The organism is Bacillus sp. FJAT-45066 (genome assembly GCF_002335755.1).
GTDB lineage: Bacteria > Bacillota > Bacilli > Bacillales > Bacillaceae_I > Bacillus_CD > Bacillus_CD alkalisoli.
This window is the reverse complement of the sequence record NZ_NISQ01000001.1, coordinates 424,422-439,228: the sequence shown is the minus strand read 5'-3', so window position 1 is coordinate 439,228 and position 14,807 is coordinate 424,422. Positions and strand designations below refer to the sequence as shown.

The 14,807-nt window shown below is 35.2% G+C and carries 18 protein-coding genes; 2 read left to right on the top strand and 16 right to left on the bottom strand.

Annotated features, from left to right (window positions below; genetic code table 11):
* Positions 1-117: 117 nt before the first annotated feature.
* The 8 genes from CDZ92_RS02165 to CDZ92_RS02130 all read right to left on the bottom strand — a co-directional run bounded on the left by CDZ92_RS02165 (position 118) and on the right by CDZ92_RS02130 (position 5,291).
* Positions 118-873 (bottom strand): class I SAM-dependent DNA methyltransferase, encoded by a 756-nt coding sequence (locus tag CDZ92_RS02165; protein WP_096153320.1) that lies wholly within the window; start codon positions 871-873, stop codon positions 118-120.
* A 2-nt stretch (positions 874-875) separates the two neighbouring features.
* On the bottom strand, positions 876-1,223 hold the full coding sequence (rsfS, locus tag CDZ92_RS02160) for a ribosome silencing factor (RefSeq protein WP_096153319.1): 348 nt from the start codon (positions 1,221-1,223) through the stop codon (positions 876-878).
* On the bottom strand, positions 1,220-1,798 hold the full coding sequence (gene yqeK, locus CDZ92_RS02155) for a bis(5'-nucleosyl)-tetraphosphatase (symmetrical) YqeK (protein WP_096153318.1): 579 nt from the start codon (positions 1,796-1,798) through the stop codon (positions 1,220-1,222). Before yqeK ends, rsfS begins: the two co-directional genes overlap by 4 nt.
* Positions 1,791-2,357, bottom strand: coding sequence for a nicotinate-nucleotide adenylyltransferase (locus CDZ92_RS02150; RefSeq protein ID WP_096153317.1), 567 nt, complete (start codon positions 2,355-2,357; stop codon positions 1,791-1,793). Before CDZ92_RS02150 ends, yqeK begins: the two co-directional genes overlap by 8 nt.
* Before the next feature lie 170 nt (positions 2,358-2,527).
* Entirely contained in the window at positions 2,528-2,827 is a 300-nt protein-coding gene (yhbY, locus tag CDZ92_RS02145; RefSeq protein ID WP_096153316.1) for a ribosome assembly RNA-binding protein YhbY, read from the bottom strand.
* Positions 2,821-3,657, bottom strand: a complete 837-nt coding sequence (gene aroE, locus CDZ92_RS02140) for a shikimate dehydrogenase (protein WP_096153315.1) — start codon at positions 3,655-3,657, stop codon at positions 2,821-2,823. Before aroE ends, yhbY begins: the two co-directional genes overlap by 7 nt.
* A 13-nt stretch (positions 3,658-3,670) precedes the next feature.
* Positions 3,671-4,774, bottom strand: a complete 1,104-nt coding sequence (gene yqeH, locus CDZ92_RS02135) for a ribosome biogenesis GTPase YqeH (protein WP_096153314.1) — start codon at positions 4,772-4,774, stop codon at positions 3,671-3,673.
* A 1-nt stretch (position 4,775) separates the two neighbouring features.
* On the bottom strand, positions 4,776-5,291 hold the full coding sequence (locus CDZ92_RS02130) for a YqeG family HAD IIIA-type phosphatase (protein WP_096153313.1): 516 nt from the start codon (positions 5,289-5,291) through the stop codon (positions 4,776-4,778).
* A 438-nt stretch (positions 5,292-5,729) separates the two neighbouring features.
* On the opposite strand from CDZ92_RS02130, the gene CDZ92_RS02125 reads away from it, so the two are divergent.
* Positions 5,730-5,870 (top strand): sporulation histidine kinase inhibitor Sda, encoded by a 141-nt coding sequence (locus CDZ92_RS02125; protein ID WP_096153312.1) that lies wholly within the window; start codon positions 5,730-5,732, stop codon positions 5,868-5,870.
* Positions 5,871-5,911: 41 nt separating this feature from the next.
* On the opposite strand, the gene CDZ92_RS02120 is transcribed toward CDZ92_RS02125, so the two are convergent.
* The 6 genes from CDZ92_RS02120 to CDZ92_RS02105 all read right to left on the bottom strand — a co-directional run bounded on the left by CDZ92_RS02120 (position 5,912) and on the right by CDZ92_RS02105 (position 13,062).
* Positions 5,912-6,691: a phosphatidylserine decarboxylase gene (locus CDZ92_RS02120; RefSeq protein WP_096153311.1), complete on the bottom strand. Its 780-nt coding sequence runs from the start codon at positions 6,689-6,691 to the stop codon at positions 5,912-5,914.
* 214 nt (positions 6,692-6,905) lie between these two features.
* Complete coding sequence (locus CDZ92_RS02115; RefSeq protein ID WP_096153310.1) at positions 6,906-8,681, bottom strand: M3 family oligoendopeptidase; 1,776 nt, start codon at positions 8,679-8,681, stop codon at positions 6,906-6,908.
* Between the two features lie 149 nt (positions 8,682-8,830).
* Positions 8,831-9,001 carry a hypothetical protein gene (locus tag CDZ92_RS19785; protein WP_176483688.1) on the bottom strand — a complete coding sequence of 57 codons (171 nt, stop codon included), beginning with the start codon at positions 8,999-9,001 and terminating at the stop codon, positions 8,831-8,833.
* Positions 9,002-9,180: 179 nt separating this feature from the next.
* The gene (locus tag CDZ92_RS19780; RefSeq protein WP_157842686.1) at positions 9,181-9,324 is read right to left on the bottom strand and encodes a hypothetical protein; all 144 of its coding nucleotides are present in this window, start codon (positions 9,322-9,324) and stop codon (positions 9,181-9,183) included.
* Between the two features lie 190 nt (positions 9,325-9,514).
* A complete protein-coding gene (locus CDZ92_RS02110; RefSeq protein WP_096153309.1) occupies positions 9,515-12,601 on the bottom strand; it encodes an efflux RND transporter permease subunit in 3,087 nt (1,028 codons plus the stop codon).
* On the bottom strand, positions 12,601-13,062 hold the full coding sequence (locus tag CDZ92_RS02105) for a MarR family winged helix-turn-helix transcriptional regulator (protein ID WP_096153308.1): 462 nt from the start codon (positions 13,060-13,062) through the stop codon (positions 12,601-12,603). The genes CDZ92_RS02110 and CDZ92_RS02105 overlap by 1 nt, the downstream gene beginning before the upstream one ends.
* Before the next feature lie 392 nt (positions 13,063-13,454).
* Between CDZ92_RS02105 and sigK the strand changes: the two genes are divergently transcribed.
* A complete protein-coding gene (gene sigK / locus CDZ92_RS02100) occupies positions 13,455-14,168 on the top strand; it encodes an RNA polymerase sporulation sigma factor SigK (RefSeq protein WP_096153307.1) in 714 nt (237 codons plus the stop codon).
* Positions 14,169-14,349: 181 nt separating this feature from the next.
* Here the strand turns inward: sigK and CDZ92_RS02095 are convergent, their stop codons facing one another.
* Both CDZ92_RS02095 and CDZ92_RS20195 read right to left on the bottom strand, forming a co-directional pair.
* Positions 14,350-14,580: a hypothetical protein gene (locus CDZ92_RS02095; protein WP_096153306.1), complete on the bottom strand. Its 231-nt coding sequence runs from the start codon at positions 14,578-14,580 to the stop codon at positions 14,350-14,352.
* Positions 14,581-14,597: 17 nt separating this feature from the next.
* Positions 14,598-14,720, bottom strand: a complete 123-nt coding sequence (locus CDZ92_RS20195; RefSeq protein ID WP_255249764.1) for a hypothetical protein — start codon at positions 14,718-14,720, stop codon at positions 14,598-14,600.
* Positions 14,721-14,807 lie beyond the last annotated feature (87 nt).

The following is a 14,807-nucleotide window of genomic DNA, read 5'->3' as shown; positions in this document are numbered from 1 at the left end:
CCACAGGCGAAGCCGAGGAGGCTCCCGGCCCGCCCGCGGAAAGCGAAGACTTGCACTTACAATCAACAGTGGTACTTAACAGAACCTTCAAAAAAGGGTGACCTAATTCAATTAGGTTCACCCTTTTTTCTTTGCCACAAAGAAGATTCGTTCACATTCCTCAAAGTATGGATTAAACGGTTCATCTCCGTATATCGCCTCTATCTGAAAACCTGCTTCTTCTAGCCATTTTTCATATATATCTTTACTAAAAGTTCGTTGATAATGCGTTTCATCAAAGCGTTCATAAAGATTTGATTCTTCGTTTGTTTGTACAAAAAATGAGAGATCATGCTCCACGCTATTAGGATGTTCTCCAGGGTAACAATTCCAAATATACGAAACATGGTCATCCATTAAAGTAAAAGTTGCATTCATGAAAACTCTACTCATTTTAAAAATAGAATGAACATCGAATAAAAATAATCCACCATTTTTTAATGTCTCATGAACAGCCTGAAAGGTTTGAATCACTTCTTCTTCTGTATGTAAATAATTTAACGAATCACAAAAAATCCCCACACAATCTTGCGGTTCAAAACCTGTAAGCTCGGTCATATTTTGCTCGTAAAAAGGGATAGACACATTGTTAATCATAGACTTTTCGTAAGCGACTGCGAGCATGCTTTCAGAAAGATCCACACCCTTTACATCCCATCCCTCTTTTGCGTAACGTATAGACAACTCACCTGTACCACAAGCCACATCCAAGATGGAGAATTCCACCCCAATGTTCCTTTGCTCTTTTAACTCTTTAACAAAGGTAATCCACAAGTCATAGGGAATATCTTGCATTAGTTCATCATAAATATTGGCAAATTTACCGTATGCCATCTTTACATCAACTCTTTATAAATATCGACACGCTCTGCATCTCCCCATAAACGCTCTAAGTTATAGTAAGAACGCTCATCACGATGGAACACGTGTGCAATAACATCTCCAAGGTCCACTAATATCCATCTAGCTTCATCGTAACCTTCCATACGACGAACAGTAACTCCTTGCTCTTCTGCTTTCTCTTTCATTTCTTTTGCAATTGCTTGTACTTGCTTATCAGAATTACCGTGGCAAATGAAGAAATAATCTGCTACTAAAGAAATCCCATTCATATCTAGTGCTACTAAATCTTCTGCTCTTTTATCATCTGCAGCTTTTGCTGTAATTTTTAATAGTTCGTTCAATTTCTATTTCCTCCTTTAATCTCTGTAATCATATAGTTATAAGAATGAAGTGTATCTGGATACACAAGTTGATTTCTCTCTAATAAAAATGTGATAGTGTTCCGTAGCGATTGAGCTACAGCCCTATTAAGATCTATCTCTGCCATATTTCTAACTTCTTCTACTCCAGGAAAATCTCTGCCAGGTTCAATATAGTCGGCTAAAAATACAATTTTTTCTAACTTACTCATATTTATTTTACCCGAAGTATGCCACTTAATCGCATCAAGTATTTCTTTATCACTTATTCCTACTTCTTTTTCCACCAAATAAGCACCAACCGGAGCATGCCAAAGTTCGTCGTTATGCTCTAACAAATCGTGTGGCATGTTTTGTTCGATAATTATTCGTTTCATTTCTTCTTTCGGACGGAATTTCGCATAATCATGAAAAATTGCAGCAGTTTCTGCTTTCTTTTCATCCGCTCCATACTTTTGAGCAAGTTTCACAGCTGTTTCCATTACGCCAATTGTATGTAAATATCTCTTTTCAGTTAACACTTCTTTCACAACACTTAATGCTTTTTCTTTATTCATATAGATTGTTCTCCTCTATATAACGATGTACCTTTGCTGGAACTAAATACTGGAATAACAAACCACTTCTTCGTCTCTCTCTTATTATAGTCGATGAAATATCAATTTGCGGTATATCAACTTCAATTACTGGGTAAAGTGTTTGCAACTGATATCCTGCACGCTTCACTCCTACAAATTGAACCATTTCCATCAACTCATCGATTCGATGCCATTTCGGTAAATACTCCACCATATCTGCACCAATAATAAAAAAGAAATCCTCAGTAGGGTGTAATTCTTTTAAGGTTACTATCGTGTCATAGGTAAAAGAAGGGCCGCTTCGTTCTAATTCAATGGAGTTCATGGTGAAATGATTATTATCCTCAATCGCAAGGTTAATCATATCCACTCTCGAACTAGTGGCCGTAATTGATTTATCTAACTTATGTGGAGGAATACGATTCGGTAAAAACCAGATTTCATCTAGGGACAAACGTTGCAACACTTCATTTGCAATGATTAAATGACCGATGTGTGGCGGATCAAACGTACCACCTAAAATGCCGATTTTTCGCATCCTTCATACTCCCCCTTAAAATTAGAATTAATCATTCATATATACAGTTGTTGCTTAATGGAAAAACAATTTTATTGTATCCATTACACAGAATATGTCCTGGTTATTTTAATAATCATCTACAATCAACGTGTTAAAACTCGTTTTTCGTTTTAGTAGTGATACCTTTATTAACGGACAGTTGGCAATTGTATACGTTTGTTTTCTCTTGATTCTTTGTAAAGTACAATTGTATTTCCAATAACTTGAACAAGTTCTGCCTTAGTACCAGTTGCTAATTCTTCTGCAACTGTATGACGATCTTCGTCACAGTTTTGCAAAATACTAATCTTTATTAGCTCTCTAGCTTCTAATGCATCTGCAATTTGTTTTATCATATTTTCATTTACGCCGCCTTTACCAACTTGAAAAATCGGATCAAGATGATGAGCTTGTGCGCGTAAAAAACGTTTTTGTTTACCTTTTAACATGTTTTTCCTCCTAAATGTTCCATAACAATCTGTTCCATCCTGCTATTACAAGGCTTTATATTTGTCCAAATTTCAAAAGCTATCGCTGCCTGGTTTACAAACATCGGAACACCATTTTGTGTTATGGCTCCTTGCTTTTTTGCTTCTTTTAAAAATTTTGTTTCTAACGGATTATAAATTATATCACTAACCACACAATTTTTCTTTAAAAAAGATAGTGATATTGGCATTTCATCTTCATTCGGATACATACCAACTGACGTTGTATTTATGATAATATCATATTTGCTAAGTGTTTCTTCCAACTGTAATATGGAGCTTGCGTTCGCTAAGGTTTCTAGATGAAGGGATTTTATTAGTTCCAACGCTTTACTTTCTGTACGATTAGCTACCGTTATCTCTTCAACATTTTCTTTAGACAAAGAATATAGAATTGCTCTAGCTGCTCCACCTGCACCAATAATCGCTACATTTTTTTCGTGAAAAGAGGTAATTTCTTTTAGTCCTTTCACGAAACCAGCACCATCTGTATTATAACCAACTAACTTTCCACTTTCATTTACAACGGTGTTTACTGCCCCGATTTGTTGTGCATCTTGATCGACACCATCTAAAAACTGCATAATCTTTACTTTATGCGGTATCGTAACATTAAAACCACAACCCCCTAGGGCTCTCCATCCTTTTACAGATGTCTGTAAGGCATCTTTCGCCACATGGAACGGGAGATACACACCGTCTATATTATGTTGCTCAAATGCATCGTTATGAATCTGTGGTGACATCGATTGTGCTATCGGATCCCCTATTACACCGAATAGCTTTTTCATGAGCCAACCTCCATTAGATTAATGATTTTCTACCCATAACTCCTACACCCTTTGGAGCATGGGCAACTATTTTAGCACCCGGATCGTTTACCGTTATCCAACCAAGACCCGAAATAACAATATCGGTTTTTGCTTCTTTAATCATAAATTCATGCGCCACCAGTTTAGGAAATCCTTCTAATTCATCTTCTCTAGGAGGGTGTAACATTTCACCAACATGGTCCGCGTATAATTGCTCTGCATTTTCTAACTTCGTACGGTGAATATATATATCGTTAGACACATAAGCGGTTAACGCTCTTCTTCCACCTGATACATAATCTACTCTAGCTAAACCACCGAAAAACAACGTTTGTCCTTCGTTTAACTGGAATACTTTCGGTTTAATTTCTTTCTTAGGAGAAATAATTTTAAGATCTTTTTTATTTACAAAATGAGCCATTTGATGATGATTAATGATTCCAGGTGTATCAAATAAAGAAGCACCGTTGTCAAGTGGAATATCAATCATATCTAGCGTCGTTCCTGGAAATTGAGATGTAGTAATAACGTCTGATTCTCCAGTAAACTCTTTAATAATACGGTTTATAAATGTCGATTTACCGACATTTGTACATCCTACAACGTAAACGTTTTGACCGTCACGATAGTGTTCTATTGCTTCCGCTACTTCCTTTACACCATAGCCTTTATCTGCACTAATTAAAAATACATCTTCTGGTTTTAGTCCAAGTTGTTTTGCTTCTTGTTTCATCCAGTTGATTACTTTTGTATGCTTCACAGACTTAGGTAATAAATCTACTTTATTACCTACTAATATAACTTTGTTGTTTCCGACGAAACGATGTAAACCAGGCAACCAGCTGCCGTTAAAATCGAAAATGTCTACAACTTTTACAACGAGACCATCTGTTGAACCAATTGAGTTCAATATTTTTAGAAAGTCATCATCTGTTAAGGAAACATCTTGAATTTCATTGTAATGTTTTAAACGGAAACATCTTTGACAAATAATCATTTCTTTTTCTAATGAAGAAGGTGGTGCATACCCTAATCCTTCTTTATCTTCTGTTTGAATTGTTACTCCACAACCTACACAATCTATTCTTTCTTGCATCTTAATCCTCCCAAGTTATCATACCTTTTCGCTTCATATACGAAAGAATACGACGCTCCATTCTACGGTTAAATTTTGTAAAGAAACCATCTGTTTGTGCTACTGGCACAACCAAAATAGTATGTAGCCCTAAGCGATTCCCTCCAAGAACATCTGTAAGTAATTGATCACCTATAACCACTACTTCATTTGGTTGGACGTTCATTTCTTTGATCGCTTTTCTAAATGCTCTCCTTAATGGCTTTCTTGCTTCATGAATAAACGGAATGCCAAGCGGATCAGAAAATGCTTGTACACGTTTCTTATTATTATTAGAAACAATCGTGACAAAAATCCCTGCATCTTGCATTGATTTAAACCATTGGATTAAATTAGGCGTTGCTTCAGGGCGGTCCCATTCGACTAACGTATTATCTAAATCGGTAATAATAGCTTTAATTCCTTTATCTACTAACGTTTCTGGTTTTATCTCAAAAACACTTTTTGCATGTTCTGCAGGTAAAAATAACTTTAACAATATAGTTTCCCCCAATTTTGAAAAAATAACCGATGCATTTTCATACTTTTACATCTTACCTAAAAATGTTCTCACTTCCAAGTTATATATGTAAAAAACTGTGTTTTTGTAAGTAAAACAAGTATAAATTTACGAAAATTTTAAAAATAATTTAAAAAGTTTTCGACAAAATCCAAGTCAATTCAACACTGTGGATAAGTTTATCTACATTTTACACACTTGTCCCATATGAGTTTTTAGTAATTATAAACAAAATACCCACAAGTTATCCACTGGAAAGTGTGGATATCTAGAACGGTTGTTCTAATTATTCAAACATGTTAGGATAATGGTACTAACTACCATAACTTACACATTATATGCGAATGTTTAAACTTATAGAACAAATTTTTGAAAAGAAACCGCAGTTAATAGGAGGTGTAGGGCCAAGCCTACAAAATGAGGAACTTATCTGATGAACTGTTAATTGAATCTTATGTAAAAGCAACAGAATTACAATTGAGCTCTGATTTTATCCAATTAATCGAACTTGAAATAAATCGCAGAAGCTTAAATCATAAAATTAAAGCTACATCATAACAGAACAAGCCCTAACATTAGGGCTTGTTTTTTTCATTTATTTAATTCCACTTTCCAATACGTTGTCCTACAAAAACATCTGCCTTATCTGTTAAGTCTTTATCAATAGTAAATGCATCTTTTTCAAAAAGAAGAATAACTGTTGATCCGAAACTAAAATATGCCATTTCTTGTCCTTTTTTTAACGATGTTCCTTCGTGTGTAAGTTCTATACTGTTTACAAACATAGCTCCTACTTTCACAATAGCCACATGTTTTTGGTCGTGAACCATTTCTGTCACTTTTCGATAATTTTTAGAAAGGGTGTCTTTTCCATACTTTAAACCAAGACGGTTTACAGGATAGGATTTATTCCCTAATGTCCACTGGTTCGCTACTTCACCTGTAATCGGACTATGAATTCTATGGTAATGGCTAGGGCTTAAGTATAATAGCATGAATGTTCCACCCATATACTTCTCCGCCACATTTTTATCTTCTAGCATGTCTTGAATGGAGTATTTTTTCTCCTTAACAATCATCTCCAGATTGTCTGTGATAGTCCCAAACTTCTCTAATACTGCATCTACAGGACTGACAACCGAGTCTTTCGCTTGATCAATTGGTCTAGCTCCAGGCTTTAGCGTGCGAATGAAGAACTTTTGTAACGTAGGATATGATTGGATTGGCTCTTTCATTTCTTTAATATTTATTTTGTAAGTTTTCGCAAAGGAAGGGACAACTAATTTACTTAGTTTGGATTGCGAGAAGTTTTTTATAATATTGGATGATAGTTTATGATTTGTTAATTCAATCATCGTTCTATATAGTTTTTGTGACATTATTAACCTCCAGGAATTCAATATGCTATTTTTAGGATTAGTTATATCTATTTATTTTTATTCTCTTCGAATGAATAAAGTGGTATAAACGGTTGATGATTAATGCAATCAAAAGCATTTTATTTTTGTATTATATCATTTCATTTTGAACTACACTATAATATATTTAATTTAAAAGCGATAGCCTTTGAGTCGGCTATCGCTTTTGTGTTTTTTATTTTGAAGTTAGTTGTAAAAATTCTTCTACGTCTTCTACTGATTTTAGTACAGCTTTTTCCCAGAAGTCTCGTTTTGTTAAGTCAACTCCCAAGTGTTTCATTGCTAAGTCTTCAACTGTCATGCTTGCTGTGTCTTTTAGAAGTGCGATGTATTTCTCTTCATATGCTGTTCCTTCTTCTAATGCTTGAGCGTATATTCCTAGGCTGAATAAGTAGCCAAACGTGTATGGGAAGTTATAGAACGGCACTTGTGTAATATAGAAGTGCATTTTAGAAGCCCAGAATGTTGGATCGTATTCACCTAATTGGTCACAATATGCTTCTTTTTGTGCGTCTACCATTAGCTCGTTTAATCGTTCTACACTTACTAATCCTTTTTTACGCTCTTCATAGAATTTTGTTTCAAATAAGAAACGAGCATGAATGTTCATATAGAAAGCAACGCTTCTTTGAATTTTATCTTCTAATAAGGACAACTTTTCTTCATCTGTTTTTGCATATTTAACAGCTGCATCTGAAACGATCATTTCTGCAAAAGTTGAAGCGGTTTCCGCTACGTTACTTGAATAGAATCGGTTTAATGTAGGTACATCTTTCATTGCATAAGAATGGAATGCATGCCCTAACTCATGTGCTAGAGTAGAAACGTTTGTTAGTGAACCAGAGTATGTCATGAAAATACGTGATTGACCTGAGTCCATGAACCCAGTACAGAATCCACCTGGTGCTTTACCTGCTCTATCTTCTGCCTCAATCCAGCGGTCTTCGAAGGCTACTTCAGTAAACTTCGTTAATTCCGGACCAAATTTAGCAAACTGTTCTAAGATAAACTCTGCACCTTCTTGGTAAGAAAGCTTTGTTTCTTCTGAAGTGATAGGTGCATTAACGTCGTAGTAGCTTAATTTATCTACTCCAAGTAGTTCTGCTTTTCTTTGTAAATACTCAGTGAATTTCCCTTTATAATCCGTGATAACTTCCCACATTGTATCAAGTGTTTCAGCTTTCATGCGGTTGTTTTCAAGTGGTTCTTTTAAAATAGAATCCCAACCTCTTTGGTTATACGTTTGGATTCTAAAACCAGCTAAATGATTTAAAGCAGCAGCAAACGTATCTGTTTCTTTTAACCAAGCTTTTTGCCATTGTTCGAAAATTTCTTTTCTTACATTTCTATCTCCATCTGAGAACTTGTTATAGGCTTGACCGACAGAAAGTTCTTTCGTTTCTCCATTATCTTTAACTGAAACCTTAATGCGGCCAACTAATGAATTATAAAGTTTGCCCCAAGCATGGTACCCGTCAACAGATAAAGAGGAGATTAGTTTTTCTTGGTCTGCAGGTAACTTTTCAGATGCTCTTCTTCTACGCTCTGTTAATACGTATTCTAATTCAGATAAACCACTCTCTTGAATGAATGCTTTCCACTCTTGATCGTTAACGTGTATAAAATGCTCTTCTAAAGAGTTTAATAGGACATTCATCTTTGCATATAATTCAGCTACTTTTCCTTGCAGTTGAGCAGCCTTTTTATCTGTAACATTTGCTGCAAACAAACAGTTAACATATGCGGATGATTGAGCAATTTTCTTAATTACTTTTTCATATAACGTTAAGCTTTCTCCTAATCTAGAAAGCTCGAAATTTGATACTGATGCTTCAAATTCTGCTAGTTCTACTTCAATTTTTTCTATGTATGCTTTAAAACTTTCAGAATCACTTCCACCTTCAAAGAATACGTCTAAATCCCATGTTTGTTCATACGTTTTTGTTGTCATTAAGATACCCCCTAATAAGTATACGTTTTACATTATACCTTCTTTTGTTCGATTTTTCTATAAATTCAAAACAATTAGCGGGTGGAAAATTTCGCAAGTCGAATTAAATGATGGTTATCAAAAAAAAGCCTATGCAGAACATAGGCTTCCTAACATTTACGATAGTGATGGTGTTTATAATAACTACAGCCACCAAGTAGCAGTAGGATGAATAGTATTACAACTATTCCGTATAGCCAGCCTCCGCCATATCTTCTTGGGTATGGTGGTGGGCAACATGGATTACATGGAGGTGGACACCAAGGTTGATAAGGATACATTTGTTTACCTCCTTTGGTAGTTTAATAGGTATCTTACTTATAAAATATGCAATAGGTTGGGTTTTGTAAGGACGAATGCGGATATAGTAGAGAGTTTTTGGGACAGAATTAGATTAAGGGATTGTTTGTGTTTCAATTTGGGTTGGTTGTGTTTCAATTTTTACCTCTTCTGTTTCCATTCAACCCATTTGTGTTTCAATCTCGATCTTTTCTGTTTCAATTCCACCTATTTGTGTTTCAATCTCAAAATAGTAATTCCCGATGGATGGCTTGTATTTCAATTTGACTTGCTTGTGTTTCAATTTGGCTCGGTTGTGTTTCAATCTCGATCTCTTCTGTTTCTATTCAACCCATTTGTGTTTCAATCTCGATCTCTTCTGTTTCCATTCAACCCTTTTCTGTTACAATCTCCATTTTTAACGTAAAAACAGTGTTTACCCCCATCATCCATTACCGAACATACAAAAAGACACGGGCAAAATCTCCCCCGTGTCTCTCCAATACTATACTTAATTATTTTGAAGTCTCTAAATCAATACTTACTTTTTTTCGATCTTTTCTTTTTCCAAAACTCGAAACTCCCGCAACTAAACTATAAATTGCTGGTATAACAACTAAAGTTAATAAAGTAGACGAGAACAATCCACCGATTACAGCAATTGCCATTGGTGCTTGCATCTCAGCACCTTCACCAGCTCCAATTGCTAATGGTAATAACCCAAGCATCGTAGTTAATGCTGTCATTACAATTGGACGTAACCTTGTTGATCCCGCTTCCACTAATGCTTCATTAACAGACAAGCCTGTTTCACGTAATCTATTTGTATAATCAATAAACACGATGGCATTATTAACGACAATCCCAACAAGAATAATAATTCCTATAAAGGCGGTTATACCAAATGAGTACCCTGTAATTAAGAGACCTAAAATTACACCAGTAATCGCAAGTGGCAATGTAAACATAATAATGAACGGTTGAACAATAGATTCAAACTGACTAGCCATTACCATGTACACAAACACAATCGCCAGTAACATCGCTAATAGTAAGCTTGCAAAAGACTCTTCCATCATCTCCGCGCCACCAGCTGCTTTTACAGTGTATAAACCAGTATCAATGTTTAAGTCGTCAATCATTTTATTAATGGTCGCTTGAACACCCGTTACTACTGTACCCATAGACTCGCCCTCAAATGTTGCTTCTATAGTAACCGAGTCGTTTTGGTTTTCACGGACAATCGTAATTGGACCTTCTCCACGAACAACTTCCCCAATTTCTTTTAATGACACTTGTTGGTTCGTTGGAGTTGTCATTACTAAATTTTCAATCGCTTTCTTTGAATTGGAAACTCCCGCTACTTTGACACGTACATTTTTATCAAAAATAGTAGTTGCCACGGTACCTTGTAATGATTGGTTGACGAATGTTGCTACTTGGTATGTCGTTAAACCATATTTAAATGCTTCCTTTTTATCGACAATATATTGGTATTCAGGTTTACCAGTTTGTAAGCTATTAGAAACTGCCGTCACACCTTTTACCTCATCTAACAAACGAGTCTCTAACTCTTTTGTATACTCTTCTACCACTTCTGCATCTGGGCCAAGAATTAATAAATCTATTTTATTTGTCGTTCCACCCATAGCTTCCATAGAGTTTGTAATATTAAACGTTACAGCTATTTCTTCATCTAATGGACCAATTTTTTCTTGAAGAGTTTTCATTACATCTTCTGTTGATTGACTTCTTTCAGCTGTTGGCACAAGTTTTACATTTAAGTTCGCTTTATTTGCTCCCCCACCTAAAACAGCAGCCATAAGCGGATCGCTATTTCCAATTGTTGCAGTTAATACATCAATTTCTGAGATTTTCGCTGCCTCTTGCTCCATCTTTTCAACTATTTCTAACGTACGTTCAAAAGATGCTCCTTCTGGTAACTCCACATCTATGGTAAACATCCCTTCATCTTGCGTTGGCATAAATTCCGTACCAATTTTCGGTGCCAAGGCAATGGAACCTATTAATACTAACGTTGCAATTAATAACGTCACGACTCTTCTACGTAGAACCCACGTAATGATAGTATTGTATAGTTTGAATGGCTTTCTTTCTTTTACTTTTTTTCCTTTTAATAATAGTCCAGCTAATGCAGGCACTACCGTTAAGGCTACTATCCATGAAGAAAGAAGGGCAAATGATACAGTAAGGGCTAATTCTGTAAATAAATCGCCAATTAATCCACTTACAAATACTATAGGAAGAAACACAGATAACGTTGTTAACATGGAAGCCGTTACTGCTCCACCAACCTCTGATGCTCCGTCGATTGCTGCTTGCTTTCTTGTTTTACCAAGCGATAAATGACGATACACATTTTCAATAACAACAATTGCGTTATCTACAAGCATCCCGACCCCTAGTGCTAATCCACCAAGAGACATAATGTTTAATGTCATCCCTGAGAAAAACATTAAAACAAATGTGGAAACGATGGAGAGCGGGATTGCAATACCAACAATAATCGTTGCTGGTATCGATCGTAAGAAAACTAAAATAACAATAATGGCAAATAACCCACCAAACATTAAGGCTTTTGATACATTTGATACGGATTGCTCAATTACTTGACCTTGGTCGTTTGATATCGAAAAAGTTATGTCATTGTTATTAGACTTAATTTGATCTAAACGGTCTTTTACATTTCTTGACACTTCAGCTGTATTAGCGATACCCTCTTTTTGAACGCTAATTAGTAAACTATCTTTTCCATTATTACGGGCTACAGAAGATACTTCTATTCTCGTTTCTGCAACTTCTGCTATATCACTTAATGTAACAATCTCTAAGCTTTCTCCATCTGGAACGATACTAACAGGAAGGTCTTTTAGTGATTCTATCGTATCTAATTTCCCCAGAATTCGAAGGTTTAAATTTTCCGTTCCATCCGAAATGACTCCACCTGGGAACGTTAAATTATTTCCTTGAATTAGTTGAATAACTTGTTGAGAAGTTAAGTTATATTCTTTTAATTTTCTTTCGTTTAATTGAACGGATATTTCTTCTTCAAAGCCACCATCAACCGAAACACTAGCGACTCCGTCCACACTTTGAATTTGAGGCACGACTACATCGTCAACATACTCTTGTAACCCTTCAATACTTTCGCCACTTGAAATAGCAAACTGTAAAATTGGCATCATCGTAGGGTCAAATTTCACAATCATAGGCTGGCCAACACTATCGGCTAACTGCACCAAACCTAGGCTGGAACTTAAGTCTTCCCTTACTTCTGACATATCCATTCCCCAATCATATTGAGCAATGATTAAAGAAGAATTGGAACTACTACGCGATTGTAATGTTTTCAATCCTGCACTTGTTCCGATAACGTCTTCTAACGGTTTTGTCACCATTTCCGCTACTTCTTCTGGTCCTGCCCCTGGATAGGTTGTCATAACTGCTACGACAGGTGGATTAATATTTGGCATTAAATCAAGCTTTAAGCCTGACAGTGATACAAATCCCATGATTAATACTAAAAGCATCATCATAATGGTCGTCACTGGGCGCTTGACGGCTAATTTTGGTAATTTCATTATTGTGGGTCCTCCTTTAAGTCCTCTTGAATCATTCTCGTTAGCTTTTCTGTAGTTTCTATAAGTGTTAAAAGCTCATTTTCTTCTAATCTTCCGTAATACTTTTTCATAATTTCCATACGCTTTTTTTCTGCTTTTATCTTTATCTCTTTTCCTTTTTCCGAAAGCTCTATAAAAACTACTCGACGGTCTTTTTCATCTCTATTCCTTAACACAAGGTCGTTTTTGTACATTCTGTCAATCATGGCTGTAATGGCACTTGGCTTTACATTGAATAGTTTTGCAAGCTGAGAGGAAGTAACCTTTTCTTCTTTCGTTAAAATTTGAAGTACGAAAAACTGATCACCAGTAATTTCTTCTCCAAAAGCTTCTTGGATTTTTGGGCCTATTAAACGTGCGGATGTAATAAAGGCATTTTCATATCGTTGAATGAATTGCATTAACTTCTCTTGATCTAACATTCATTTACTCCTTTTTCTTGAAGATTACTTTCTTTCATTAATAGTTAATCACATGAAATAATTAGTTAACGTGTTTAAATATATACATATTTAACTATTAAGTCAATGGCGTCCGCTTCTTACTGTATGTCTACTATACGAAAAACGAATTATTAACCATCCTTGGTATCAAAAACAGCGAGATAAACAAACATGATTATCGTTAAAAACAGGCAATTAATTCGTTTTTCATTAAACGAACCGAAATTATGTTTTTAACTTAAAGAAAAAGATTAATTTTTCACGAGAGAGTTTCAAGCTATTATTTGAGCAGGTACATGCACAAAAATGGACTCACCTACATATGAATTAATACTAGGCTCTTGCCTATGAATTTTGATGGAGGTGAGAATGTGTCAAGTTTATTTGCATCAGTATCATTCTTAATAAAGGAGTTAATCTTCCTAGTTTCGTACGTGAAAAATAATGCATTTCCACAACCATTATCTCCAGCAGAGGAAGCAAAATATTTAAACCTCATGGCAGAGGGCGATGAGGATGCAAGAAACAAACTAATTGAACATAACTTACGACTAGTTGCGCATATAGTGAAAAAATTTGAAAATACTGGGGAAGATTCTGAAGACTTAATCTCCATTGGAACAATTGGTTTAATAAAAGCAATTGAGAGCTACCATACGGGGAAAGGCACAAAGCTTGCGACATATGCTGCGAGATGCATCGAGAACGAGATACTTATGCACCTAAGGGCATTAAAAAAGACGAAAAAAGACGTTTCCTTACACGATCCAATCGGGCAAGATAAAGAAGGAAATGAAATAAGTTTAATTGATGTGTTGAAATCTGAATCCGAGGATGTTATTGATACCATTCAATTGAATATGGAATTAGAAAAAATTAAAGTGTATATTGATGTATTAGATGAACGCGAACGGGAAGTAATAGTTGGGAGATTTGGCCTCGACTTGCAGGAAGAAAAAACACAGAGAGAGATTGCAAAAGAACTCGGGATCTCAAGAAGCTATGTTTCTAGAATTGAAAAAAGAGCGTTAATGAAAATGTTTCATGAATTTTATCGAGCGGAAAAAGAAAAAAAGAAGAATTAAATAATTTACCTTTAAAAGTACTTGTCCATTTCGGATAAGTGCTTTTTCAATTATCATAATATAATATACCCTATTATTTTCAAAATATTAGAAAAAGATAAGTCAAATGACATATATGTTTTATTAGTATAATAATGATACAATTTTCTTAAAGAAAAAATCTCTCCAGTTTTGGAGAGATTTAGTAATTAATATAAGGAAATTCCTTAAATTGATTAGGAATGGTTCCCTTGCCCGCCTTAATGACACTGTACTCTTGAAACAACGACTCAAACCATTTTGCAACTTCTTTTGAAGATTTATTTTTGTAGTCTATAAGCTGGGCAACACGGTATTGTTTGCAACCTTTTTGCTCGCGATCCACGACCATAAACCAGAAGCATGTAAATTTGGACGTTTTCGTACTAGTCATGTTGGGCCTCCTATTAATTAATGTTGGTAAGGTAAAGACGTAACACCAATATCGTTACCAGGTGTTGGCGCAGCAGATACTGAGTTTACACCAACTAAAGCAAAAGTTAAAATTAAAGTAGCTAATACTAATTTTTTCATTTTGAATTTTCCTCCAATTTGTTATTATAGATTTAATAGTTAAAATTTTAAAATTCTTTCTTAATAGGAATAATACACTATTCTTAT

Coding starts and splice junctions, on each gene's coding strand:
- CDZ92_RS02165 (WP_096153320.1), bottom strand. CDS start 873: ATGGCATACGGTAAATTTGCCAATATTTATGATGAACTAATGCAAGAT.
- yqeK (WP_096153318.1), bottom strand. CDS start 1,798: ATGAATAAAGAAAAAGCATTAAGTGTTGTGAAAGAAGTGTTAACTGAA.
- CDZ92_RS02150 (WP_096153317.1), bottom strand. CDS start 2,357: ATGCGAAAAATCGGCATTTTAGGTGGTACGTTTGATCCGCCACACATC.
- yhbY (WP_096153316.1), bottom strand. CDS start 2,827: ATGTTAAAAGGTAAACAAAAACGTTTTTTACGCGCACAAGCTCATCAT.
- aroE (WP_096153315.1), bottom strand. CDS start 3,657: ATGAAAAAGCTATTCGGTGTAATAGGGGATCCGATAGCACAATCGATG.
- yqeH (WP_096153314.1), bottom strand. CDS start 4,774: ATGCAAGAAAGAATAGATTGTGTAGGTTGTGGAGTAACAATTCAAACA.
- CDZ92_RS02125 (WP_096153312.1), top strand. CDS start 5,730: ATGAGGAACTTATCTGATGAACTGTTAATTGAATCTTATGTAAAAGCA.
- CDZ92_RS02120 (WP_096153311.1), bottom strand. CDS start 6,691: ATGTCACAAAAACTATATAGAACGATGATTGAATTAACAAATCATAAA.
- CDZ92_RS02115 (WP_096153310.1), bottom strand. CDS start 8,681: ATGACAACAAAAACGTATGAACAAACATGGGATTTAGACGTATTCTTT.
- CDZ92_RS19785 (WP_176483688.1), bottom strand. CDS start 9,001: ATGTATCCTTATCAACCTTGGTGTCCACCTCCATGTAATCCATGTTGC.
- CDZ92_RS02110 (WP_096153309.1), bottom strand. CDS start 12,601: ATGAAATTACCAAAATTAGCCGTCAAGCGCCCAGTGACGACCATTATG.
- CDZ92_RS02105 (WP_096153308.1), bottom strand. CDS start 13,062: ATGTTAGATCAAGAGAAGTTAATGCAATTCATTCAACGATATGAAAAT.
- CDZ92_RS02095 (WP_096153306.1), bottom strand. CDS start 14,580: ATGACTAGTACGAAAACGTCCAAATTTACATGCTTCTGGTTTATGGTC.
- CDZ92_RS20195 (WP_255249764.1), bottom strand. CDS start 14,720: ATGAAAAAATTAGTATTAGCTACTTTAATTTTAACTTTTGCTTTAGTT.